We start from the raw sequence: 21,313 nt of genomic DNA on the forward strand, positions 1-21,313 counted from the left end.
CGTGCCCGGGTCCAGCAGTTGCTGCACGCGGTCGCGCGGCAGCAGCTTGCCGCGCGACAGGTGCTTGTCGCGCGCGGCATCGCCGCCGCCTTCGGCGAGCTTCGCCACCTTGGCCTTGAGGTCGGCCGCCAGCGCCTGCATGGCTTCGGCGTTGGCCTTGAACGCTTCGGAGCGTGCGTTGAGTTTGGTTTCTAAGGTCGGCATACGATCTTGGGCGGGTCTTGTTCTGGTCAGGGCGGGCAGTGGGGCGTCGGGTGCGGATCAGGCCGTTTCGGCAAACAGCTCGCGGCCAATCAGCATGCGGCGGATTTCCGAAGTCCCCGCACCGATCTCATACAGCTTGGCATCGCGCCACAGGCGACCGGCCGGGTATTCGTTGATGTAGCCGTTGCCACCCAGGATCTGCACGGTCTCGCCGGCCATCCACGTGGCCTTTTCCGCCGTGTAGAGGATTACCGCCGCGCAATCCTTGCGCACCTGGCGCACGTGTTCCGCACCAATCGAGTCGAGGTTCTTGCCGACCGTGTACAGGTAGCTGCGCGCGGCCTGCAGCGTGGTGTACATATCGGCCACCTTGCCCTGGATCAGCTGGAATTCGCCGATGCTCTGGCCGAACTGCTTGCGGTCGTGGATGTAAGGCGTGACCACGTCCATGCAGGCCTGCATGATGCCAATCGGGCCGCCCGACAGCACGGCGCGTTCGTAGTCCAGGCCGCTCATCAGCACCTTGGCGCCACCGTTCTTCGCGCCCAGGATGTTTTCGACCGGCACTTCGACGTCCTCGAATACCAGTTCGCCGGTATGCGAGCCGCGCATGCCGAGCTTGTCCAGCTTCTGCGCCACCGAGAAACCCTTCATGCCTTTCTCGACGATGAAGGCCGTCATGCCGCGCGCGCCGAGTTCTGGTTCGGTCTTCGCATAGACCACCAGCACATCGCAATCCGGGCCGTTGGTAATCCACATCTTGGTGCCGTTGAGCACGTAGCGATCGCCCTTGAAATCAGCGCGCAGCTTCATGCTCACCACGTCCGAGCCGGCATTGGGCTCGCTCATGGCCAGCGCGCCGATCCATTCGCCCGATACCAGCTTCGGCAGGTACTTTGCCTTCTGCGCGGCGCTGCCATTGCGGTGGATCTGGTTCACGCACAGGTTCGAGTGCGCGCCGTAAGACAGGCCGACAGAAGCCGAAGCCCGGCTGATTTCCTCCATCGCCACCATGTGTGCGAGGTAGCCCATGTTGGCGCCGCCATACTCTTCCGCCACGGTGATGCCGAGCACGCCAAGGTCACCCATCTTCTTCCAGGCGTCCATGGGGAACTGGTCGGTGCGGTCGATTTCACCGGCGCGCGGGGCCAGTTCAGCCTGGGCCCAGTCGCGCACGGCGCGGCGCAGCATCTCGATGTCTTCGCCCAGGTCGAATTTCAGGCCAGGGAGTTCAGTCATGATTGTGTTCTTCCGTAAAGGTGTAGGAGCGCCGCGGGTCAGGCGGTCTTGCTTTCGGTGAGGTGGAGTTCTTTCGTCATGTGTTCGCGCATGACAAACTTCTGCACCTTGCCCGTGATGGTCATCGGCATTTCGCTGACGAAGCGGATGTAGCGCGGGATCTTGTAATGGGCGATCTGGTCGCGGCAGAACGAGCGGATTTCATCTTCCGTCGCGCTCTGGCCCGGCTTGAGCACGATCCACGCGCAGATTTCCTCGCCGTATTTCTGGTCCGGCACGCCGAATACCTGCACGGCCTGCACCTTCGGATGGCGGAACAGGAATTCCTCGATCTCGCGCGGATAGACGTTCTCGCCACCGCGGATCAGCATGTCCTTGACGCGGCCGACGATATTGCAATAGCCCTCGGCGTCGATCGTCGCCAGGTCGCCGGTGTGCATCCAGCCGTCCTGGATGGCTTCGCTGGTGCGGGCCTCGTCGTCCCAGTAGCCGAGCATGACCGAGTAGCCGCGCGTGCACAGCTCGCCGGTCTCGCCGACCGGCACGGTCTGGCCCAGGGCATCGACGACCTTGCATTCCAGGTGCGGCTGCACGCGGCCGACCGTGGACACGCGCTTGGCCAGCGGGTCGTCGGTCGAGCTCTGGAACGATACCGGGCTGGTCTCCGTCATGCCGTAGGCAATCGTGACTTCCGCTAGGTGCATGTCGGCGACGACGCGCTTCATGACTTCGATCGGGCACGGCGAGCCGGCCATGATGCCGGTGCGCAGCGTCGAGAAGTCGAAGCGGCCGAACTCGGGGTGGTCGAGCTGCGCGATGAACATGGTGGGCACGCCATGCAGCGCGGTGCAGCGCTCCTCGCTGACGGCCGACATGGTGGCCACCGGTTCAAAGGCTTCGCCCGGGAATACCATGCAGGCGCCTGTCGAAACGCAGGCGAGCACGGCCAGCACCATGCCGAAGCAGTGGTACAGCGGCACCGGAATGCACAGCTTGTCCTGCTCGGTGAAGCGCATCGCCGCCGCGATGTAGCGCGCGTTGTTCAGGATGTTCCGGTGCGTCAGCGTGGCGCCCTTGGGCGCGCCCGTGGTGCCGCTGGTGAACTGGACGTTGATCGGGTCCTGGCGGTCGAGTTGCGCCGTGATCGCATCCAGCTCGGAAGCCGGTACGCCGGCGCCGCGGGCCAGCAGCTCTTTCCACGTCAGCATGCCCGGCGTGGGCGTGTCTTCCATGCGGATGACCCAGCGAAGCGCCGGCAGGCGCGCTGCCTGCAGGGCGCCCGGTTCGCATTGCTGCAACTCGGGTGCCAGGGTCTGCAGCATGTCGAGGTAGCGCGAGGTCTTGAACGACTCCGGCGCGATGACCGCCTTGCAGCCGACCTTGTTCAGCGCGTACTCCAGCTCGGACAGCCGATAGGCCGGATTGATGTTGACCATGACGATGCCGACGCGTGCCGTGGCGAACTGGGTCAGCAGCCATTCGGCGCGGTTCGGCGACCAGATGCCGACGCGGTCGCCGCGGCGCAGGCCCAGCGCATGAAGGCCAGCCGCCAGGGCATCGACCGCGGCGGCGAATTCCTGCCAGTTCCAGCGGATGCCTTGCTCGCGAAAGACCACGGCGGGACGCTGTCCCCAGCGTGCGACCGTATCGGCCAGCAGGGCCGGGATGGTCTGTTCGCTAAGCGGGGGGGTGCTGTCGCCCTTTACATAGGACAGCCCGTTGGCGGGCAAGGTCGTATCGGGCACGGGCCGGGGTGTCCCAGGCTGAATCGTCATGCTCGTCTCCAGAATGCGGCGTTCAGTGTCTTTTCTTCCCTATCTTGAGCTTCGCTCAAAACGTGAGGGGGAAGTTTCAGGGCGGTTTGGCGCTGCTTTGTTCTCGTTGTTCGCTAAAGTTATACCCGTACTCAGAAAAAATCAACAAAAATTGAGTGTTGGTCAACTATCGTATAAAGTGAGTTCGAGGTTGCCAAGACGGGCGACCAAGGGCGGGAGGCGCCACTTATAATGCGGCCCTCACAGATCACACCACGCAAGGACACGTCGATGCAGCAGATTGCGGGACAGCGCCGGGTGCCGGCACGCGCCAAGGCGGAGCAGCGCATGCGCGACATCCTCCGGGTCGGCCGCGAAGTGTTCTCGGAGCTTGGCTATGAACGCGCGACCACCACGGAAATCGCGCAGCGGCTTGGCATCTCGGAAGGCACGGTTTTCACCTACTTCCACAGCAAGCGCGATCTCTGCGTGCGGGTGATCCAGGACTGGTACGACGAGATCATTGCAGCGATGGAGAACGGCCTGCCGCGCGAGCAGAGCACCAGGGTACAGCTGGAGTTCTTCGTCCGCACGCACCTGCGGCTGTTCCTGATCCAGGGCACGGGGCTGTGCGCCCTGGTGCTGTCGGAAGGCCGGGCCAAGGGCCAGGGGCTCGATGAGGTGTTCGTGCCGCTGCAGCGCCGCTACACGGCCCCGCTGATGGACTTGCTGGCGCGCGCGCAGGCGCGCAAGGAAATCCGGACCGACCTGTCGTTGCGCTTGTTGCGCTCCGCGATTCTCGGGCCGATGGAACACATCCTCTGGGATGCGGTAGTGAGCGGGCGACCGGTCGATATCGACCGCGCCGCCAGCGACCTCATCGCGCTGCTGTGGCCGGCGCTCCAGCCGCCTGACCTCGACGCCGTTGCGCTCAAGCAGTTCTATGGGGAAGTGGGCGCAGCGCTGGCGCGCGTGAAGCAAGGCGAGGCGCGGCAGGACTGAGCCGGCCGCTACTGCGCGGGCAGCAGCAGTTCGGGAATGCCCGTGGCGTTGTCGTCCCGGAGGGCCTCAGGCTCGCCGACGAGAAAGACAGCGGCAAGGGCTGCGGCGAGTACGGTGATCAGGTAGGCGACTCTGGCGTTCATGGCTGTTTCCCCGGGAGGCTTCGACGGCTGCCTTGCTTACGCACATGCCGTGCCACACGCCAGATCGTACTTCCGGGTGATCAGTTCGCCGCTGGAGCGCGGCGAAATGTTGGCGGGTCGCCAACAGGCCCCTGCGTTGCGTTGGGCCTGACCACACTTCGAATTGCCGGGAATGAAAAATGGCGCCCGCCTTGCCGCTCTCGCAGCCGGGCGGGCGCCATCGATCGGCGCCGGCTGTCGCGCCGTATTACATGCGGCCTTTCCAGGGCACGAGCCACGTCTCCGACTTGCGCATCAGCAGGTCGAACAGGAAGGCGATCAGGCCGATCAGCAGGATGCCCATGATGACCACATCGGTGCGCAGGAAGTTCGAGGCATTGAGCACCATCTGTCCGAGGCCCGCGGTAGCCGCCACCATCTCGGCGGCGACCAGGGTGGTCCAGCCGAAGCCGATGGCGATGCGCATGCCGGTCAGGATGTCCGGCAGTGCGGCGGGCAGCACCACGTGGCGGATCACCTGCCATGGCGTGGCGCCCATGCAGTAGGCTGCGTTGATCTGTTCGATGGTGACCGAACGCACGCCGGCGCGGGCGGACATGGCCAGCGGCGCAAAGCAGGCCAGGTAGATCAGCAGGATCTTCGAGGTCTCGTCGATGCCGAACCAGATCACGATCAGCGGCAGGTAGGCCAGCGGCGGCAGCGGGCGGTAGAACTCGATGGGCGGATCGAAGACGCCGCGTGCGACGCGCGATACGCCCATCAGCACGCCGACCGGCACGGCGGTGAGCACGGCCAGCGCGAAGGCGCCGAACACGCGCACCAGGCTCGCGTGGAAGTGTTCCAGCAACGGCAGGCCACCCTGCACGTTGCCGTTCCAGGCATCGATAAAGGCCCGGACGATCGCCTCGGGCGTGGGCAGGAACAGCGGTGGCACCCACTGGAGGTGGCTGGCGATCCACCACAGGGCCAGCAAGGACACCACGGTGACGGTGGCAATGCGCGAACTGGAGCCTTCGCCGGGCATGCGATAGCCCGACACGGTGCGCATGGGGCGGCGCGCGGCAGCGGGCTGCCCAGTGCCGGCGGTGTTGTTGACGGTCGCCGCCATCGTGGCGGCGTCGACCTGCTGGACGGGTACGGTCATGGCTTTATCCTCAGGGCGTGGCATGGATCAGGTCGACGATTTCTTCGCGGTAGCGGATGAATTCCGGATCGGACTTGACCGCCCTTGAATCGCCGCATTCGATGTAGCGCCGGGCGAAGGGCAGGTCGTAGCTGTGGGCGATGCGGCCGGGCGAGGGCGTCATCACGATCAGCCGCGTGGCCAGGAACAGCGCCTCTTCCACGCTGTGCGTGATGAAGAAGACGATCTTCTGCTCGCGTGCCCACAGCCGCAGGATCAGTGCCTGGATCGATTCGCGCGTGAGTGCGTCGAGCGCGCCGAGCGGTTCGTCCATGAGCATGACTTCCGGATCATTGGCCAGTGCGCGCGCAATGCCAACGCGCTGCTGCATGCCGCCCGAAAGCTGGTAGACCGGCTTGGTGGCCACCTTCTCCAGCCCGACCTGGGCCAGTTTTTCCTGCGCGATGCGCAAACGTTCGGCGCGGCTTACGCCGCGCAGCCGCAGGCCGAGCGCGACGTTGTCGACCACGTTGAGCCACGGCATCAGCGCATGCTTCTGGAACACCACGCCGCGTTCGGCGCCGGGGCCCAGCACGGGCTTGCCATCGAGGCGAATCTCGCCTTCCGACGGCTGCATGAAGCCCGCAATGCAGGACAGCAGCGTGGTCTTGCCGCAGCCCGAGGCGCCGAGTGCGACGACGAAGTCGCCGCGTTCCATGGTCAGGTTCACTTGCGACAGCGCGAGCGTCTGCGCGCCGCCGCGGCCGCCGTAGTTGACGCTGACCTTGTCGATTTCCAGCCGGGACATGACAGTCCTCCTGATAATTTGGGATGTGGCTTGCCGCATCGCCGGCCGCACGGGCGGGCGATGGCAGATTCGGCAGCGGGGCCGGGGTGGCACCGCTACGTGACGCTTCAAATGGCTGGGGTTATTGCGCGGCGCGCCGGACCCACTCGGCGTTGACGCCGCTGCTGTAGTCGGGCAACACGGTCTGGATCGTGCCCTGTTCTTTCAGGAAGATGGCTGCCGAGCGCAAGGCGCTGGCCGCGCCGCCGCCGAGCCAGCGCGGCGAGGCTTGTTCCTGCAGCGTGGGGAAGCTGTACAGCGCCATGCTGGCCGGCACTTCCTCGGCCTTGGCGCCGGTCAGTCGGGCGATCGCCTTGACGTTCGGCGAATCGGCCGTCCAGGAGGCCTTGTTATTGCGGTAGTTGTCGTCGGCGGCGGCCAGCACGCGCACGAACTTGACCATGAAGTCGGGGTTCTCGCGCGCGAACTTCTTGTTGGCGATCATGCCGTCGAAGGTGGCCTTGCCGGTCTGCGCGGCGATCTGGCCCGACGTCGTCAGCACCTTGCCGGAGCGCTTGACCTTGGCCAGCACAGGGTCCCAGATGAAGGTGGCGTCGATATCGCCGCGCTCCCAGGCGGCGGCGACTTCCGGCGGACGCATGTTCATGATCTTGACGTCCTTCGGATTGATCTTGGCCTGCTCCAATGCGACCAGCGTGTGGTAGTGCGTCGTCGAAACGAACGGCACGCCCACGCGCTTGCCCTTGAGGTCGGCGACGCTGGTGACTTTCGAACCATCGCGGGCCACGAAGGCTTCGGCGGCGTTGATATCGTCCAGGATCCAGAACAGTTCGACATCGAGCCCCTGGGACAGGGCCGAGGCGATCGGCGAAGAGCCGGCCTCGCCGATGGCGATCTGGCCCGAGGCCATGGCGCGGATCACGTCGCCGCCGCCGGTGAACTGGCGGAACGAGACCTTGTAGCCGGTTTGCTTCTCCACCTCCTTCATGTCCTGCGCATAGCGCCAGGGCACGACCATGTCCTGATAGGCGATGACGACTTCCTTCTGCGCGTAGGCGGACGGGGCCAGGACGGCCGCGAGCGCGACGCCTGCTGCCAGTTGCTTGAACCAATGCATGATGAGACTCCTCGATGAGTGAGACGGCTTGCATGCCGACCGCGGAGGCGGCACGGTAGGTCGGCACCGGCGCGGTGCCCGCGGGTGGTGCCTAAACGAGGAGGAGAAGAAGTTTTGCTTGAGGCATGCCAGTCTCCGGTGGCTGGGGTGTCTGTGCACCCTCTCTGTTTGATGGGCTTCCCGGATGGTGGCGGGGAGCGCCGGTCCATGTCGCTTGGTGCGGCATGTGAGCGCCATGGTAGGGAAGCGCGCTATACCGGGTTAGAGCCAGTGGGGAAGATTTGATGGGTCCAGCTTTTTGGGGCAAATGGGAGTTTGCCGCGGGGAGGTTCTTTGGCTGAGCCGCGCGTAGCGCAGCCGTAGGGGACGATGCAATATCGCCGGGCAGTGTCGGGCCACGGACAGTTTCGGGGCTGGTTCAATCATTGCGGGAGCGCCTGAATGCGGACGCGCACCACGCGGCAGGCAGCAGTGCAGACTCTGAAGCGAATACCGGCACGAAATTCTTCGCACGCTACCATCAATATTCGCCGGTTAGGGTAAGCGACGCGTTTTTGTCGCCCGGACAAAAAGTGACTCGCCGGCTACGCCGGCGAAAAGCAGCCTTTGCAGGATCGATGGACCAGGCGGCCCATGAGTGCAAAATCACTCCGGCTTGATCGCCTCATCCTTTACAGCTTCCGGCTCACCGGCTTCACTCTTCACAACTTCCGCAGCAGGCTGCGGCTTGGCCTTCTGTGTCCGCGCAGCACGATGTTGCTGGGAGCGCTGCTGCTGGGCCCGCTTGGCGTCCGCCAGCGTCACCTGTCCGGCCGATTCGCCCGCCAGGTCCACGCGCATGGCGCCTTCGACCATGCAAGTCCAGTACCGCGTGCCGCGGCACCAGGTCCGCACGGCTTCACGCAGCATCGCTTCGTCCATCGACAGCGTCGCAGCGTGCTGCAGCAGGTCCTCGAAAATACCGACCTTGAGCGGCACCTTCGGCGCAGGGTTCTTGGGAAAGGCTAGCGGGAATCTCTTCTGCAGCTTGCCAATTGCCTGGATCACCGGGTCGACGGGCTTGCCCGCATTGGCAGGCTTGGCTGCTGCTGCATCGGCGCGGGGACGGGGAGGCTTCGCCGGACGCGCGTCGTTTGCCGGACGTGCTTGCTTCGCCGGGCGTGCTTCCTTCGCTTGCTTCGCCGGGCGGGCTTCCTTCGCCTGCTTTGCCAGTTGTGCCTTCAGTGCTGCCAGTTGTTCGAAACCCATCTTGTCCTGCCAATTGAGAATTTTGGGGGATTCTAACAGTCCCGGTGGGCGGCGGCAGCGAGGCCGGGGCATTCACTTCGTCCACCCGATCCTGTGCCGTTCCTGTGTCGCCTGGTGCCGGGCATCGTCCTCGGTGTGCAGGTAGATGCTGGTGGTGGCAATGGAGGCGTGGCCGAAATTGTCGCGCACATGGCGCAGGTCGACTTGCCGGTCGCTCATGTGCGAGCCGGCCGTATGCCGCAGCCAGTGCGCCGACGCGCTGGCGAGCACGTCGGCCTGCGCCGCCCATTCCGGCCCCCGCGCCCGCAGCCGCTCGGCCGCCATGCCGAACACTTCCTTGATGACCAGGTGCAGGGCGCCGCGAGACAGCGCTTTTTCCCGGCCAATGACCGGCAACACCAGCGGGCGCGCTTCGCCCATCTGCGGGGTGGGCGGCAGGCCATGCGCGCGGCGATAGCGGGCCAGTTCGGCGATCAGCTCGTCGGTCGCGGGAACCAGCCGGGGCTTGTTGCCCTTGCCGGTGACTTCCAGCCACCAACGCTCGATGCCCTGGGCGTCACGCCGGCAGAAAAAGGCGCCCATGGTGGTACTCGCGACTTCCGCGGCGCGCAAGCCGCCCAGATAGAGCACCGTGCACAGCCAGCGGCAGCGCGCCGAGTGCAGGTGCTCGCGGTCGGTGTCCGTGGGCATGGCTTCGATCGCATCCTTGACGGCATCCCACGACGCATGGCTGAGGTAGCGGGTGATCCGCGCCTGGTTCGGACCGCGCCGGCGGCGGGACAGCGATAAAGGATTGCCGCCCAGGTAACCGGCTTCGGTGAGCCACGCGAAACAGGCGTTCAGGATCACCATGGCTTGCCGCATGCTGGATGGCGACAGCGGCCCGGCGAAGGGGCGCCAGTGCGGATGGCTGCGCGCCAGCTTCTTCTGGCCGGCCAGTACCCAGCGCGCCGCGGGTTGGGGATCGGACAGGAAGTACTCGTACGCCAGCAGATCCTCATGCGTCAGCGAGGAAAGCGGTTTGCCGCGCTGCAGCGTCGCCCAGAGCACGAGTCGCTCGATCTCGCGCCGGTAGGCCTGCAGCGTGGCCGGACTATTGGCGTAGCGTGCGAGCCAGGCGGCGATGGCGGCAAGGTCATCGGACGCGGCAATCTGCGCGCCGCGCGCCGGGGCACGGTTCGTACCCTGCGTGCCGGAAAGCTCGGCGGACAGCCGCAGGCGTTCGATCGGCACGGGCAGCACGGCGGGAAGGGTGTGAGTGACCGGATCGCGGGTATCCAGGGCGGAATTCATGGCGAGAGGCAAGTCGGAAATGTGATTTGGACGTAATTATAGACATAAGAAAACTTATGTCTAAATAAATCATATAGTAGCTCAATTTATTACGTAATACGTAGTAATATATCGCGAAATAGATTTCATCTTCCCCGCCCATGCCAACTTCCGACCTGAACCTGAGCGACGCCACATTGCAGGCGGATCTCGCCGAATTGCGTGTGCGCTTTCCTGAAACGCGCGCCTTGTACCGCGAGGTCTGCGGACTCCTGTTCTTCCGTTACGGCGTGACGCCAACGGCCAACAAGCTCTATAGCCTGGTGCGCAAGGGCAGCATGGGCACGCCGGCGGAGGTGCTTCAGCAGTTCTGGCAGGAGTTGCGCGGGCGCACGCGCGTCACGATCGATCACCCCGACCTGCCCGATGCGCTCAAGGAAGTCGCCGCGGAGGCAGTCAAGACCATCTGGCAAGCCGCCAACGACGCCGCCAGCAATGCGCTCTCCGCGCTGCGGGCCGAAGCGCGCGACGCAGCGGCTGCCGCCGAGGCGGAGCGCGACGCCGCACGTGCCGAGACCGCCGCCGCGCGCGAAGACGCGATGGCGATCTCGGCGCAGTTGGGCGAAGCACGGCAGGCCCATGACGCCGTGCAGGCCGAACTGGCCGCGGAGCGCCAGGCGCATGCCGCGACGCAGGGGCGACTGGATGCCGGCCGTGCCGAACTGGAGGCGGCCGGCCGGCAACTGGCGGATCTGCGCAAGCAGTTTTCGGCGGAACTGGAGCGTGCGCGCGAGCAGGTGCAGATCGCCCAGGAACGGGCGGAAGCCAGCGAACGGCGCGCATTGCGCGAACTGGACCAGGAACGTACAGCGCGCCAGAAGGGCGAGCGCACGGCCGACGACCTGCGTACGGAGCTGGCGGCGGCACGCAGCGAGGCGCGCGATGCCGCCGTGGCGCAGGCGGAGGGCCGCGCCAAGCTGGAAGCGCAGGCGGCGGCGCTGGCCGATCGGCTCGGGTTGGCCGAGCAGGCGCAGCGCAAGGCCGCGGGCGACCTGGAGGCCGTCCAGGCGGAACTCGGGGCGGCGCAGCGCCGGGCCGAGCGCGGCGAAGCGGAAGCGGCGCTCGCGCGCCAGTTGCTGGCCACCTTGCGCGTGGCGCCGCGCGAGCGTAGCGGCGGGCGCCGCAAGGCAAGCCCTGCGTCCGAAAGCTGAACGGACGGCCCCCCGGAAGATCGGCGCGGGCATGGCGCGTTCCTCCGTACTTTGCCGTTCGGGCATTGCCGTCCTAAAACTGGAGAGTGGGCCGGGAGGCACCGGACCCGTTATCCAGAGGAGGAGCACCATGTGCCGCTGGCTGGCTTACTCAGGCCGATCCGTTCCGCTTGAAGCGGTGCTTTTCCAGCCGGAACACTCGCTGATCGACCAGAGCCTGAATTCCCGGCTCGGTCACACCACGACCAATGGCGACGGGTTCGGCGTGGGCTGGTACGGACGTCAGTCCGAGGTGCCGTTCCGCTACCGTTGCCTGCATCCGGCCTGGAGCGATACCAACCTGCGCGAGACCGCGCGGGCCGTGCGCGCGCCGCTGTTCGTCGCCCATGTGCGTGCTGCGACCGGCACACCGACGCAGGAAACCAACTGCCATCCGTTTCGGTTCGGCCGCTGGCTGTTCGTCCATAACGGGCTGATCCGCGAGTTTCCGTTGATTCGGCGCGACCTGATGATGGCCGTGTCGCCGCAGCTGTTCCGCTGGATCGAAGGCTCCACGGACTCCGAGATCATGTTCTATCTCGCGCTGACCTTCGGGCTGGAGCGCGACCCCCGCGCCGCGCTGGAGCAGATGGCCGGGCTGATCGAAGAGGTCGGCCATCGCTATGGCGTCGAGCATCCGCTCAATATGACGGTGTGCGTGACCGACGGCCAGCAAGTGGTTGCGGTGCGGTACTCCAGCGAGTCGGCGTCGCGCTCGCTGTTCCACAGCACCTCGTTCCGCCAGTTGCGCGCGCTGTATCCCGATGATCCGCGCATCATCGCGGCCGGCGACGATGCCTTCCTGGTGCTGTCCGAGCCGCTGATCGATGTGCAGGGCGTGTGGCAGGAAATTCCTGAAGCCACGATTCTGACCGGGCGCGATGGCGTGATCGACTACGGCCGTTTTTCACCGCGCATGCCTGATCTGTCCACGTAGCGTTGGCTAGTAGCACCCGCCGGTGTCGATGGTCAGGTTGAGCATGTCGTGCTCGATATCCTTGAGCAAATGTTCGTCTTCCCGGAACAGTTCTTCCAGCACGTCGTGGCTCGACACTACGCCAACGACGCGATCGGACTCCATGACAGGGAGATGCCGGATGCGCTTCGCATGCATTAGCGCGAGGCACTGCTCGCAGGTATGCGCCGGCGAGACGCAGACCACCTGCGTCGTCATGATCTCGCGAACCCTGGTCTCATCGGCACGGCGGCCCGCTAGTTCGACCTTGTGCGAATAGTCACGCTGCGAAACGATGCCGGCCAGCTTGCCACCCTGCATGACCAGCACGGTGCTGATGTCTTTATCGGCCATCAGCGCCAGCGCGGCCAGCACGGAATCATCGGGGCCGACCGCAATGACTTCACGGGGCTTGTGCGACAGGATCTGGCGGGCCGTCTTTCTCTCTTTCTTCATGGTTGTCTCCGCAGGGGCTGGGAAGGGCCAGGCCATCCGGCCTCATCCGCAGGCAATGGCTTGTCAGGAATGGCTTCCGGGCGATCCGCCGGCGGCTGGCGCCGCCTTGCCGAGGAAGCCGAACTCCACCGGAAACTTCGCGTAGAAGACATGCACGTCTTCGGTGGCCAGGCGGTCGAACAGCGCTTGCATCTCCGACTCGGTCGCAATCATCGTGATTTCTTCGGGGCGGTCGGCCAGCTCGACGAAGTGCCAGCTATGGAAGCGGTGATGGTGCCCGATGCCTTCCGCGGCGATCAGGTGGGTGGCGCCCCGGAAGTTCATCTCGCGCATGATTTCGAGCAGCCAGCGGGAGAGCTGCTTGCCATGGTGCCGGCGGTTCTCGACCGTATAGAGAGTGACCTGATAGCCATGCACGATGTTCTCCCATCGCATTGCCATGCGGAAAAGGATCCTGCATTCAGTCTACTCGCCGCCGCAGCGATGCGGCCGCTCACGGATCGGCGATTCACGCCTGGCTTCCCCGGGCATTGCCAAATTCGACCGGCGTGCGCGCGTAGAACAGCGCCAGGCCATCTTCGTCATCGAGACGGCGAAACACGCGCTCGCAATCCGCTTCGCTGACCACCACGCAGACTTCGACCGGCTGGTCATGCGGGGACCGGAAGTGGTAGCGATGGAGTTCGTGGTCATGCCCGAGGCCTTCCGAACAGACCATCATGGTGGCTCCGGCGATACCCATTTCCCGGAGCGTGTCCATCAGCCATTCCGCAAGCCGCTTGTCGCCGTGCCTGCGGTCATGCTGGGTATAGAAAGTGACCTGATAGCCGCGCTCCATGGTTCCTCCTTCAGCGCCATGCCACAGCATGCTCCCTTCTGGAGGAACGCGTGGGGAGCGATAACGCTCGCCCGCGGCCAGCCCCATCATCCGGTCAATCCTGATCCTCGGTGGAAGCCTTTTTCTGTTGCTTGCGGTAGGCGTCCACTTCGGAGAGACGCAAGCCTTCCGGCACGCGCAGGCGTTTCGCGTGCCCGACGCGCTGGGCGTGGTAGATGCCGGTATGCCCGGAGAACAGGTAACTCACGACGCAGGCAATGCCGGCAAACGTGCCGACCTCCGGCCCGAACAGTTCTATCGCCATGATGGTCGAGGCAATCGGCGTATTGGCGGCACCGGCGAATACCGCGACAAAGCCGAGTCCCGCCAGCAGCGGGAAGGGCAGCGGCAGGACATAGCCGAGCGCATTGCCCAGCGTCGCGCCGATGTAGAACAGCGGGGTGACTTCGCCGCCCTTGAAGCCGGAGGCCAGGGTTGCCACCGTGAAGGCGATCTTGCCCGCGAAGTCGTAGGCCGGCAGCGGCTGCCGGAACGCGTCGACAATGGTCGGGATGCCGAGGCCGAGATACTTGTCCGTGCCAAGCAGCAAGGCGGCCCCTGCCACCACGCAGCCGCCGAGGAACGGGCGCAGCGGCCCGAACGTGATGGCGCGCTTGAGCGCGCGGGACAGCCGGTGCGTGCTTTGCGCGAACACCATGCCGGTGATGCCGAAGGCAATGCCGGCCATGATGGCTGCCGCCAGCGTCGGCAGCCCCATCTGCGGAACCAGGGGAATGGCATAGATCGTATGGTGGACGCCAAGCCACGGCGGCACGAGGTCCCCGACGATGGCCGCGATGAAGCACGGCAGGATGGCGTCATAGCGCAGGCGGCCAATGGCCAGCACTTCCAGCCCGAAGACCGCGCCCGCCAGCGGTGTGCCGAACACCGAGGCAAAGCCGGCGCTGATCCCGGACATCAGCAGGATGCGGCGCGCATCCTTGCCGAGGCGGAACAGCCGCGTGAGGGTGTCGGCAAAGCTGCCGCCCATCTGCACGGCCGTGCCTTCACGGCCGGCGGAACCGCCGAACAGGTGCGTGATGACGGTGCCGAGCAGGATCATCGGCGCCATCCGTTTCGGGACGATGCGTTTCGGGTCGTGGATTTCATCGATCAGCAGGTTGTTCCCGCCTTCGACGGACTGTCCCATGTAGTGGTAGATCAACCCGACCGCCAGCCCGGCCAGCGGCAGCAGCCAGAGCAGCCACGGGTTTGCGTGGCGCGTATTCGTCGCCCAGTCGAGCGCGAGCAGCAGCACGGCGGAGCCGGCGCCGGACAGGATGCCGACCAGTGCGCCGAGAAACAGCCAGCGGCCCAGATAGACCAGCATGGCGAGTTGCTCCGGTGGAGCGAACGTCTTCTTCATGATGACCCGCTTCGAAGGTTCAGCGCCGCTGCGCCAGCCAGATGCCGGCCCCGATGGTCACGAGCCCGACCGCGTGATACCAGCGCGGCCAGTCGCCGAGCAACAGCGTGGAAAGCAGCGCCGCGAACACCGGCGTCAGCGAGATGAAGAAGACCGGCAGCTCGGCACCGGCGCGGGCGATGGCGCGGTCCCAGGCGAAGTAGGCGAGCAGGGAAGGAATGGTGGCCACATAGAGCAGGATGGCTGCGACCTTGCCGCTCCATTGCAAAGGCTGGTCCAGCGTCATCAGTTCCCACGCGGTCACGGGCGCGCTCACCACCAGGCCGGTGACGATCTGCGCGAACAGCAGCACGGGCAGCGGCAGGTCGGGACGCTGCTTGCGCAGCAGCCACGTGTAGGCGCTCCACGCGATGGTGGCGGCCAGCATGAACAGGTCCCCGGCGACGAAATCGAGCTGCGCCAGGCGGCCGATCTCGCCGCGCACCAGCACGAACGACACACCCACCAGGCACAGCAGCGCGCCGGCGACATGCCAGGGCTTCACCTTCTCCCTGAAGCAGGTGGCCCCGATGATCAGCAGGAACAGAGGCGTGGACGCGCCGATCAGCGTCACGTTGATCGGCGTCGAGGTGGTCAGCGCCAGGTACTGGAGCGCGTTATAGCTGGCGATCGACAGCATGCCCAGCGCGACGATCACGCCGGCATGGCGGCGCAGGGTCTCGCGGTGCGCGATGACGCCGCGCCAGGCGTAAGGGGCCAGCAGCAGGCCCGCCAGCAACCAGCGCACGAAATTCAGCGTGACCGGCGGCACCGTGCCGGCTGCCAGGCGGCCGACAATGGCATTGCCGGCCCAGCTCAGCGGCGGAAAGGTAAGCAGGAACAGTGTGGTCCAGTCCAGGCGTCTGGTGCCGGTGGCGCTTGCGTGCATGGGTGATGCGGAGGCGTTCGAAAATGCAGCATTATCCGCCAGGCGCGGCATGGGTGCTGCCGCGCCCGGCGTGCTGCCGCAGGCAACGCTATGTCAGGGAGCGCCGCCGATCAGCTTCAGGCCGGCCGGCAGCGCTTCGCCGAAGACGCGTCCTTCATCGGCCGCATCGAGTTCCACGGCCTCGCGCACCATGGCGACCCAGCTTTGCGGCGCGTTGGCGGCTTCAAGCCGGCGCACGACGGCTGCGCGGGTTTCGTCAGGCAGGTCGCGCGTGCGGTCGCCGGTCATGCGCGCGATCTGCGTGGCGGCGAAGGCGGCCGGTTCCACCTTCTTCCAGTCGAGCGCAAGGATCGCCTCCACCCATTGCGCGGCGACCTCGGCCGGCACGACGCCATGGGCGCTGCCATAGAACGGCCGGCGTGCACCGATCCGTCCCACGGCCCACCAGCTCTGGTTGTTTTCAGACGGTTTGCGCAGGCGCTTCAGCAGCCATTCGGCGACCTCGATCTTGCGGTCGGCGGCAATGTTCTCGAGCGAGCCGGCCAGCCGCACCATGTCGGCGTAACCGGAACGCGTCGGACCGGCCGGCTTCTTGTAGTGCCCGCTGCCGGGAGGCTGCAGAGAGAACGCCATGTCGTCGAGCAGGCGCAGTTGCGCGCTTTCATCGAGACCGCCGGCCGCGCGGCGCCACAGCGTCCACCATTCCGACCAGTTCTGCGTCTCGTTGACGTACTGGATGCCCTGGTCATACAGCGACCAGAGCTGTTCGACGCGCCATGCGTCGAGCGGATAGCCAAAGCCCGGCCGCACGCAGTAGCCGGCCAGGTTTAGCCACAGGCGCTCATGGTCGGCGGTGCGTCGACGCCGCTTGGCGCGCTCCCAGAAGGCAGCGAACAGTTCGCGCAGCAGCGCACTGTCCCATTGCTCGCGCGCTCCGAGCGACTGTTCGAGTTGCGCGCGCAGCCGCTTGACCTCCTTCGGATCAACGCCTTGCGAACGCGCGCCGAAGGTGCGGTCGATCGTCTCGATGGCCTGTGGCAGGGAAGGGTGGAGCGTTTCCGTTGTGGGCGCCGGGGCGGGCGCCTCATTGCCGCGGAGCTGGAACTCGAGCCGCCAGCGCTGCGACGTATCGGCGATCTCGTGGCAATGGACTTCGAGCGTGCCGACCTCGGTCAGCGACGTCGTGATCTGCACCGGCGTTTCCTTCGGCCCGCTGGCCCCGCGTGGCTGCACGACGGTGGCGATCGGCGGCAGGCGAACGAAGTCCGCGCTCGCGAGATCCGCCAGTTCGCCGGGCCGGTAGGCGCTGTCGGCGACCGACGAGACCAAATGGAACTGCACCGGATGCCCGAGGCGCAACGCGAAAGTCCGGTCCTTGAGGTGGATCTCCTGGCCCTCCTCGGTGCCGCGCGGCAGCAGGCAGATACCTTGCTGGCCGGATGCGCCGTCTTCGAGCATCAGGAAGTAGCTGCGCGGCGAGCCGCCGCCGATGCGTGGCGCCTGTCCCGAACGCGCGCGCGCATAGGCCACCGCACCGCGCGCCACGGCGACATCGGGGTCGGCGTTGTGCAAGACATTGAGCGGCGAACCGCGCCAGCTGCCCAGGGTGTCGGCGATGCGGCTTGCAAGCGCCTCAGCCCGGAATACGCCGCCGTTGAGCAAGAGCGTGTCCGGCATTGGCAAGGCATCGCCCTGCGTCTGCGGCAGGTCCAGCGCCGAGCGCGACTGCGCCGCGTGCTGGCCGAGAAACGCCGCTACGTGCCGCGTCACGGCGGGGTCCGACGCATACGGCAGGCCGAATTCGACAATGGCGCCGCGTGCGCGTCCCGGACGCTCGCTCGATGACACCTTGGGGAAGAAGCCATCGACGACGAGTTGTTCGACCTCGTGCCGCGTGACTTCCACCGAGCGTGCGCCGCCGATCAGCTTGGCGCCCGCGCCGAGCAGCGTGACCGTGACCGCTTCCGGCGCCTGCGCGCTGAGCAGTTGTTCTTTCGCCGCGCGGCAGCGCGCGACCAGTTGGGACAGGCCCGACGCGGACAAGCGCGCCTGCGTGGGACCCAGGCGCGCCTCGGCCACGTGCGCCAGCGCCAGATCCATATTGTCGCCGCCGAGCATCAGGTGGTTGCCCACGCCGATCCGCGTCAGCTGCGGCTGCCCGTCCTGCATGTCGACGCGGATCAGCGTGAGGTCGGTCGTGCCGCCGCCCACGTCGCAGATCAGGACGAGCCGGGTTTGCGAGAGGTCCGCGTCCAGTGTCTCGCGATGATGGAACAGCCAGTCGTAGAGCGCGGCCTGCGGTTCCTCGAGCAGGCGCAACGCCGGCAGGCCGGCCATGCGCGCGGCTTCCAGCGTCAGCGCGCGCGCGCCCTCGTCGAACGACGCGGGCACGGTCAGGACTACGTCCTGGTCTTCCAGCCTTGCGTCCGGAAAATGGTGATTCCACGCCGAAGCCACGTAGCCAAGGTAGCTGGCACTGGCCGCGACCGGCGAGATCTTGCCGACTTCCTCGTCCGCGCCCCAGGGCAGGATGGGCGCGGTGCGGTCGACCGCGGCATGCGACAGCCAGCTCTTGGCACTGGCCACCAGCCTGCCAGGCACCTGAGCGCCGAGCGCGGCCGCCAGCCGGCCGAACACCGTGCGGCGCGCGGCAGCGCTGGCCGCCGATTGCCACGGCAGTTGCAGGTCGTCGCCGCTCATTTCACCCGGCGCCGCGTGGTAGCGGACCGAAGGCAGCAAGGGGCGTGCGGCGACTTCGCCGAGGCCCACGAGCTGGTCGATGTCGAAGACGCGGATGTCATCCGATCCTGTCTCCGCATAGGCCACCACGGTATTGCTGGTGCCGAGGTCAATGCCGACGGTGTACCGCTTCATCGTTTCATTGCTGGTTTGTGGCCACGGTTCAGGCATCCGCGCCGCCGCGCACGTCGAATTCGACCTTCCAGCGCTCGGTGCCGCCACTCGGCACGGCTTCCAGTTCCAGCGTGCCGGCTTCGGTCACGCGCGCGTGCAGCCTGACCGGTACCACGTCGCCGGGCGTGCGGCCATCGGCCGGCAGGGTGGCCTGGATCTCTTCCAGTTCCTGCAGTTCCTCGGCATTCCAGAAGTCCAGCAGGGCGCCGACCTGGTCCTGGCGGCGCACCGACGAGCCGAAAAAGCGGAAGTGAACGGGCTCGCCCACCACCAGGCCGAATTCTTGCGGCGGCAGTTCGGCGTCGGTGCCTTCCTCCATGCCGAACGGCGCCACGCACAGCGCCTGGATCGGCGGCTCGAAGCCCGGCACCGCGGGCATCGACGATTCCACGGCGATGTAGTACGAGCGCGCCGTGCCGCCGCGGATGCGCACGCCCTTGCCGCGCCGCACATAGCCGTAGTAAGCGGCACCGCGGGCCACGGCCAGGTCCAGCTCGGCGCCGCCGAGCAGGCGTGCCGGCGCTGCGCCTTCCGAAGCGAGCCAACCGTTCAGCGTCTGCAGGATGCGGTCGGCCAGCAGACCGGACTTGAACACGCCGCCGTTGAACAGGACCGCGGTCGGATGCAGGAAGGTTGCGTCCGCCGGCTGCGTGGCCTGCATCCCTTCCAGTTCCGCGAGCGCCCCGACCTGGCGCCCGAGGAACGCAGCAAGGTGCCGCGTCACCGCAGCATCCTGCGCATAGGGCAGGCCGAGCTGCGTCAGGCCGACGCGCGCGCGGCTCACCGGCCGGGCCGACGCGTCCACTTGCGGGAAGAAGCCTTCCAGGATGATCTGGGTCAGCTCGGTGCGGGTCAGGTCCGTGCGGATCGAGCCGCCGATCAGCTTGGAGCCACGGCTCGGCACGACCAGCGGCACCGTGTCGGTGGCCGGGTCGGTGAGCAGCGTCTCCTTGGCGGCGCGGCAGGCATAAGTCAGTGCGCGCAGCTGCCAGGGATCGGCTTGCGTACCTTGCGCCGCGAGCTTGCGCGCCACCACGTGGGCCAGCGCCAGGTCCATGTTGTCGCCACCGAGCAGGATATGCTCGCCGACGGCGACGCGATGCAGTTCGAGGTTGCCATCGCGCTCGATCACCGCGATCAGCGACAGGTCGGTGGTGCCGCCGCCGACGTCCACCACGAGGATGATGTCGCCAACGTTCACCTGCTTGCGCCACTGGCCGGCGCTTTTCTCGATCCAGCTATAGAGCGCGGCCTGCGGTTCTTCGAGCAGGGTCATGCGTGCATAACCCGCCGCGGCGGCGGCCTCCGCGGTCAGTTCGCGCGCGGCCGGATCGAACGAGGCGGGAATCGTCACCGTGACGTCCTGTTCGGCGAACGGCGCGTCGGGATGCGCGTGGTCCCACGCCTCGCGCAGGTGCGTCAGGTAGCGCACCGAAGCGTCCAGCGGCGAGATACGCCGCACCTCGGGCGGCGCATCGTTGGGCAGGATGGCGGCGCGGCGGTCCACGCCGGGGTGGCAAAGCCAGCTTTTCGCGCTCGATACCAGGCGGATCGGCGTGCCCGCACCACGGCTGCGGGCCAGTTCGCCCACGGCGAACTCTCGCGTGGCGTTCCACGGCAGCGCCAGGTCGCCCGGCGCCAGTTCGCTTGCGTGCGGCAGGTAGAGAAACGAAGGCAGGAGATCCCGTGCTTCCGTGGCGCCGGGGCCGGTGAGCTGCGGGACCGGCAGGACATGCTGAGTCGTTTTCTCGCCGTCGCTGACGTTCAGGTCGACGTAAGAGAGGGCGCTGTGCGTGGTGCCCAGGTCGATGCCGATGGCATAGCGTGCGTCGCTCATAGTTCCACCTCGGCAGGGGCGATGACGGTGGCGTCATGGCGCTCGGCCAGGCGCGGCAAGCGTACTGCTTCGGCCTTCCAGCCGCGATGGCTGAGGCTGCCGTGGAACGGCGCGCTGCCGACCACGTTGCCCGTCAGGCGGACGGCGGTCGCGTCGAAGCCGTCAGCCAGCGTGACGCGGCTGCCCTCGGCTTCGTCGCGCACCGGACGGATCGTGAAATGCTCGCGCAGGACGCCACGGCAGCCGTCGTGCACCAGCCGCGCGGCGGCGCCGATCTCGGTGTCGGTATAGCCGGCGATGTCTTCCTCGACGAAGTCGATGAATCGCGCATCGCGCTGGAGCAGGCCCAGCAGCTGCAGCGCGGCCACGGGGCTCGCTTCTTTCAAAGCCGGGGCCGGTGCCGGTTCGGGAGCGGGAGCCGGTACAGGCGCCGCCACGGGGGCCGGGGCAGCGGCGGGGAATCCGCCGGTACGCAGGCGCCGCACATCCGCGGCGAGCTTGCCGTCGCCCAGGATCGCAAAGAAGGTGCTTACGGCAAGCGAAATCCTGCCGAAGAATGGGATGTTCGAGTCAGTCATGGAAAAACTCCTGTGTGCTCTGTTGAAGGACGAGCTGTCCTACGGCCACGGCGGGCAGCGGATGGGACACGCGGACCGGTGCATCGGAACGTCACGGCGCGAACCGCGTGGCGAATCTCAAGTATTCCAGCTGGAATTTTGCACCAACCAATATGTCAGCCGGTCGTTTGGCCACGTACCCGCCACCCGCCACCGAGCGCGTGACGTTGCGCAAAGGGACGGAACATGTGAAAACCGGCAGCC

General features: G+C 66.5%; 19 protein-coding genes and 1 pseudogene. 3 read left to right on the forward strand and 17 right to left on the reverse strand.

Annotated elements, in window-relative coordinates; genetic code table 11:
* From AC3FKG_RS28910 to AC3FKG_RS28920, 3 genes and pseudogenes are all read right to left on the reverse strand, one after another.
* Nucleotides 1-204: pseudogene (locus tag AC3FKG_RS28910) on the reverse strand (methylcrotonoyl-CoA carboxylase); the annotation flags it as partial.
* Between the two features lie 57 nt (nt 205-261).
* Entirely contained in the window at nt 262-1,443 is a 1,182-nt protein-coding gene (locus tag AC3FKG_RS28915; RefSeq protein ID WP_488744781.1) for an isovaleryl-CoA dehydrogenase, read from the reverse strand.
* A 38-nt stretch (nt 1,444-1,481) separates the two neighbouring features.
* Entirely contained in the window at nt 1,482-3,218 is a 1,737-nt protein-coding gene (locus tag AC3FKG_RS28920; protein WP_488744782.1) for an AMP-binding protein, read from the reverse strand.
* A 270-nt stretch (nt 3,219-3,488) separates the two neighbouring features.
* Here AC3FKG_RS28920 and AC3FKG_RS28925 point away from each other — a divergent pair, with 270 nt between their 5' ends.
* Nucleotides 3,489-4,199 (forward strand): TetR/AcrR family transcriptional regulator, encoded by a 711-nt coding sequence (locus tag AC3FKG_RS28925; RefSeq protein WP_488744783.1) that lies wholly within the window; start codon nt 3,489-3,491, stop codon nt 4,197-4,199.
* A gap of 8 nt (nt 4,200-4,207) precedes the next feature.
* Here AC3FKG_RS28925 and AC3FKG_RS28930 read toward each other — a convergent pair whose 3' ends face one another.
* The 6 genes from AC3FKG_RS28930 to AC3FKG_RS28955 all read right to left on the reverse strand — a co-directional run bounded on the left by AC3FKG_RS28930 (nt 4,208) and on the right by AC3FKG_RS28955 (nt 9,931).
* On the reverse strand, nt 4,208-4,342 hold the full coding sequence (locus AC3FKG_RS28930) for a hypothetical protein (RefSeq protein ID WP_483711314.1): 135 nt from the start codon (nt 4,340-4,342) through the stop codon (nt 4,208-4,210).
* Between the two features lie 247 nt (nt 4,343-4,589).
* Nucleotides 4,590-5,450, reverse strand: a complete 861-nt coding sequence (locus AC3FKG_RS28935) for an ABC transporter permease subunit (protein ID WP_483711484.1) — start codon at nt 5,448-5,450, stop codon at nt 4,590-4,592.
* A 46-nt stretch (nt 5,451-5,496) separates the two neighbouring features.
* Nucleotides 5,497-6,273 (reverse strand): taurine ABC transporter ATP-binding protein, encoded by a 777-nt coding sequence (locus tag AC3FKG_RS28940; RefSeq protein WP_483711315.1) that lies wholly within the window; start codon nt 6,271-6,273, stop codon nt 5,497-5,499.
* 121 nt (nt 6,274-6,394) lie between these two features.
* Nucleotides 6,395-7,390, reverse strand: coding sequence for a taurine ABC transporter substrate-binding protein (gene tauA / locus AC3FKG_RS28945; protein ID WP_483711316.1), 996 nt, complete (start codon nt 7,388-7,390; stop codon nt 6,395-6,397).
* 645 nt (nt 7,391-8,035) lie between these two features.
* Nucleotides 8,036-8,638 carry a ProQ/FinO family protein gene (locus tag AC3FKG_RS28950; protein ID WP_483711485.1) on the reverse strand — a complete coding sequence of 201 codons (603 nt, stop codon included), beginning with the start codon at nt 8,636-8,638 and terminating at the stop codon, nt 8,036-8,038.
* A 72-nt stretch (nt 8,639-8,710) separates the two neighbouring features.
* Nucleotides 8,711-9,931, reverse strand: a complete 1,221-nt coding sequence (locus AC3FKG_RS28955; RefSeq protein ID WP_488744784.1) for a tyrosine-type recombinase/integrase — start codon at nt 9,929-9,931, stop codon at nt 8,711-8,713.
* Between the two features lie 140 nt (nt 9,932-10,071).
* On the opposite strand from AC3FKG_RS28955, the gene AC3FKG_RS28960 reads away from it, so the two are divergent.
* Both AC3FKG_RS28960 and AC3FKG_RS28965 read left to right on the forward strand, forming a co-directional pair.
* Nucleotides 10,072-11,121 (forward strand): DNA-binding protein, encoded by a 1,050-nt coding sequence (locus AC3FKG_RS28960; RefSeq protein ID WP_488744785.1) that lies wholly within the window; start codon nt 10,072-10,074, stop codon nt 11,119-11,121.
* 130 nt (nt 11,122-11,251) lie between these two features.
* On the forward strand, nt 11,252-12,097 hold the full coding sequence (locus tag AC3FKG_RS28965) for a class II glutamine amidotransferase (RefSeq protein ID WP_483711319.1): 846 nt from the start codon (nt 11,252-11,254) through the stop codon (nt 12,095-12,097).
* A gap of 6 nt (nt 12,098-12,103) precedes the next feature.
* On the opposite strand, the gene AC3FKG_RS28970 is transcribed toward AC3FKG_RS28965, so the two are convergent.
* The 8 genes from AC3FKG_RS28970 to AC3FKG_RS29005 all read right to left on the reverse strand — a co-directional run bounded on the left by AC3FKG_RS28970 (nt 12,104) and on the right by AC3FKG_RS29005 (nt 21,070).
* The gene (locus AC3FKG_RS28970; RefSeq protein ID WP_488744786.1) at nt 12,104-12,571 is read right to left on the reverse strand and encodes a CBS domain-containing protein; all 468 of its coding nucleotides are present in this window, start codon (nt 12,569-12,571) and stop codon (nt 12,104-12,106) included.
* A 63-nt stretch (nt 12,572-12,634) separates the two neighbouring features.
* Nucleotides 12,635-13,012 (reverse strand): DUF190 domain-containing protein, encoded by a 378-nt coding sequence (locus AC3FKG_RS28975; protein WP_483711321.1) that lies wholly within the window; start codon nt 13,010-13,012, stop codon nt 12,635-12,637.
* Between the two features lie 67 nt (nt 13,013-13,079).
* Entirely contained in the window at nt 13,080-13,409 is a 330-nt protein-coding gene (locus AC3FKG_RS28980; protein WP_488744787.1) for a DUF190 domain-containing protein, read from the reverse strand.
* Nucleotides 13,410-13,503: 94 nt separating this feature from the next.
* Nucleotides 13,504-14,814, reverse strand: a complete 1,311-nt coding sequence (locus tag AC3FKG_RS28985; protein ID WP_488744788.1) for a voltage-gated chloride channel family protein — start codon at nt 14,812-14,814, stop codon at nt 13,504-13,506.
* 19 nt (nt 14,815-14,833) lie between these two features.
* Nucleotides 14,834-15,742, reverse strand: a complete 909-nt coding sequence (locus AC3FKG_RS28990) for a DMT family transporter (protein WP_488744789.1) — start codon at nt 15,740-15,742, stop codon at nt 14,834-14,836.
* A 93-nt stretch (nt 15,743-15,835) separates the two neighbouring features.
* Complete coding sequence (locus tag AC3FKG_RS28995) at nt 15,836-18,616, reverse strand: Hsp70 family protein (RefSeq protein WP_488744790.1); 2,781 nt, start codon at nt 18,614-18,616, stop codon at nt 15,836-15,838.
* A gap of 28 nt (nt 18,617-18,644) precedes the next feature.
* Entirely contained in the window at nt 18,645-20,492 is a 1,848-nt protein-coding gene (locus AC3FKG_RS29000; protein ID WP_488744791.1) for an Hsp70 family protein, read from the reverse strand.
* Nucleotides 20,489-21,070: a DUF2760 domain-containing protein gene (locus tag AC3FKG_RS29005; protein ID WP_488744792.1), complete on the reverse strand. Its 582-nt coding sequence runs from the start codon at nt 21,068-21,070 to the stop codon at nt 20,489-20,491. Before AC3FKG_RS29005 ends, AC3FKG_RS29000 begins: the two co-directional genes overlap by 4 nt.
* Nucleotides 21,071-21,313: the final 243 nt, after the last annotated feature.

This window comes from Cupriavidus sp. 22TCCZM04-2, assembly GCF_057798895.1.

Excerpts from the sequence above, each read along its gene's own strand:
- AC3FKG_RS28995 (WP_488744790.1), bottom strand. The coding sequence starts at position 18,616 with ATGAAGCGGTACACCGTCGGCATTGACCTCGGCACCAGCAATACCGTG.
- AC3FKG_RS28965 (WP_483711319.1), top strand. The coding sequence starts at position 11,252 with ATGTGCCGCTGGCTGGCTTACTCAGGCCGATCCGTTCCGCTTGAAGCG.
- AC3FKG_RS29005 (WP_488744792.1), bottom strand. The coding sequence starts at position 21,070 with ATGACTGACTCGAACATCCCATTCTTCGGCAGGATTTCGCTTGCCGTA.
- AC3FKG_RS28925 (WP_488744783.1), top strand. The coding sequence starts at position 3,489 with ATGCAGCAGATTGCGGGACAGCGCCGGGTGCCGGCACGCGCCAAGGCG.
- AC3FKG_RS28985 (WP_488744788.1), bottom strand. The coding sequence starts at position 14,814 with ATGAAGAAGACGTTCGCTCCACCGGAGCAACTCGCCATGCTGGTCTAT.
- AC3FKG_RS28940 (WP_483711315.1), bottom strand. The coding sequence starts at position 6,273 with ATGTCCCGGCTGGAAATCGACAAGGTCAGCGTCAACTACGGCGGCCGC.
- AC3FKG_RS28975 (WP_483711321.1), bottom strand. The coding sequence starts at position 13,012 with ATGGCAATGCGATGGGAGAACATCGTGCATGGCTATCAGGTCACTCTC.
- AC3FKG_RS28950 (WP_483711485.1), bottom strand. The coding sequence starts at position 8,638 with ATGGGTTTCGAACAACTGGCAGCACTGAAGGCACAACTGGCAAAGCAG.
- AC3FKG_RS28980 (WP_488744787.1), bottom strand. The coding sequence starts at position 13,409 with ATGGAGCGCGGCTATCAGGTCACTTTCTATACCCAGCATGACCGCAGG.
- tauA (WP_483711316.1), bottom strand. The coding sequence starts at position 7,390 with ATGCATTGGTTCAAGCAACTGGCAGCAGGCGTCGCGCTCGCGGCCGTC.
- AC3FKG_RS28955 (WP_488744784.1), bottom strand. The coding sequence starts at position 9,931 with ATGAATTCCGCCCTGGATACCCGCGATCCGGTCACTCACACCCTTCCC.
- AC3FKG_RS29000 (WP_488744791.1), bottom strand. The coding sequence starts at position 20,492 with ATGAGCGACGCACGCTATGCCATCGGCATCGACCTGGGCACCACGCAC.
- AC3FKG_RS28960 (WP_488744785.1), top strand. The coding sequence starts at position 10,072 with ATGCCAACTTCCGACCTGAACCTGAGCGACGCCACATTGCAGGCGGAT.
- AC3FKG_RS28915 (WP_488744781.1), bottom strand. The coding sequence starts at position 1,443 with ATGACTGAACTCCCTGGCCTGAAATTCGACCTGGGCGAAGACATCGAG.
- AC3FKG_RS28935 (WP_483711484.1), bottom strand. The coding sequence starts at position 5,450 with ATGGCGGCGACCGTCAACAACACCGCCGGCACTGGGCAGCCCGCTGCC.
- AC3FKG_RS28920 (WP_488744782.1), bottom strand. The coding sequence starts at position 3,218 with ATGACGATTCAGCCTGGGACACCCCGGCCCGTGCCCGATACGACCTTG.
- AC3FKG_RS28970 (WP_488744786.1), bottom strand. The coding sequence starts at position 12,571 with ATGAAGAAAGAGAGAAAGACGGCCCGCCAGATCCTGTCGCACAAGCCC.
- AC3FKG_RS28990 (WP_488744789.1), bottom strand. The coding sequence starts at position 15,742 with ATGCACGCAAGCGCCACCGGCACCAGACGCCTGGACTGGACCACACTG.
- AC3FKG_RS28930 (WP_483711314.1), bottom strand. The coding sequence starts at position 4,342 with ATGAACGCCAGAGTCGCCTACCTGATCACCGTACTCGCCGCAGCCCTT.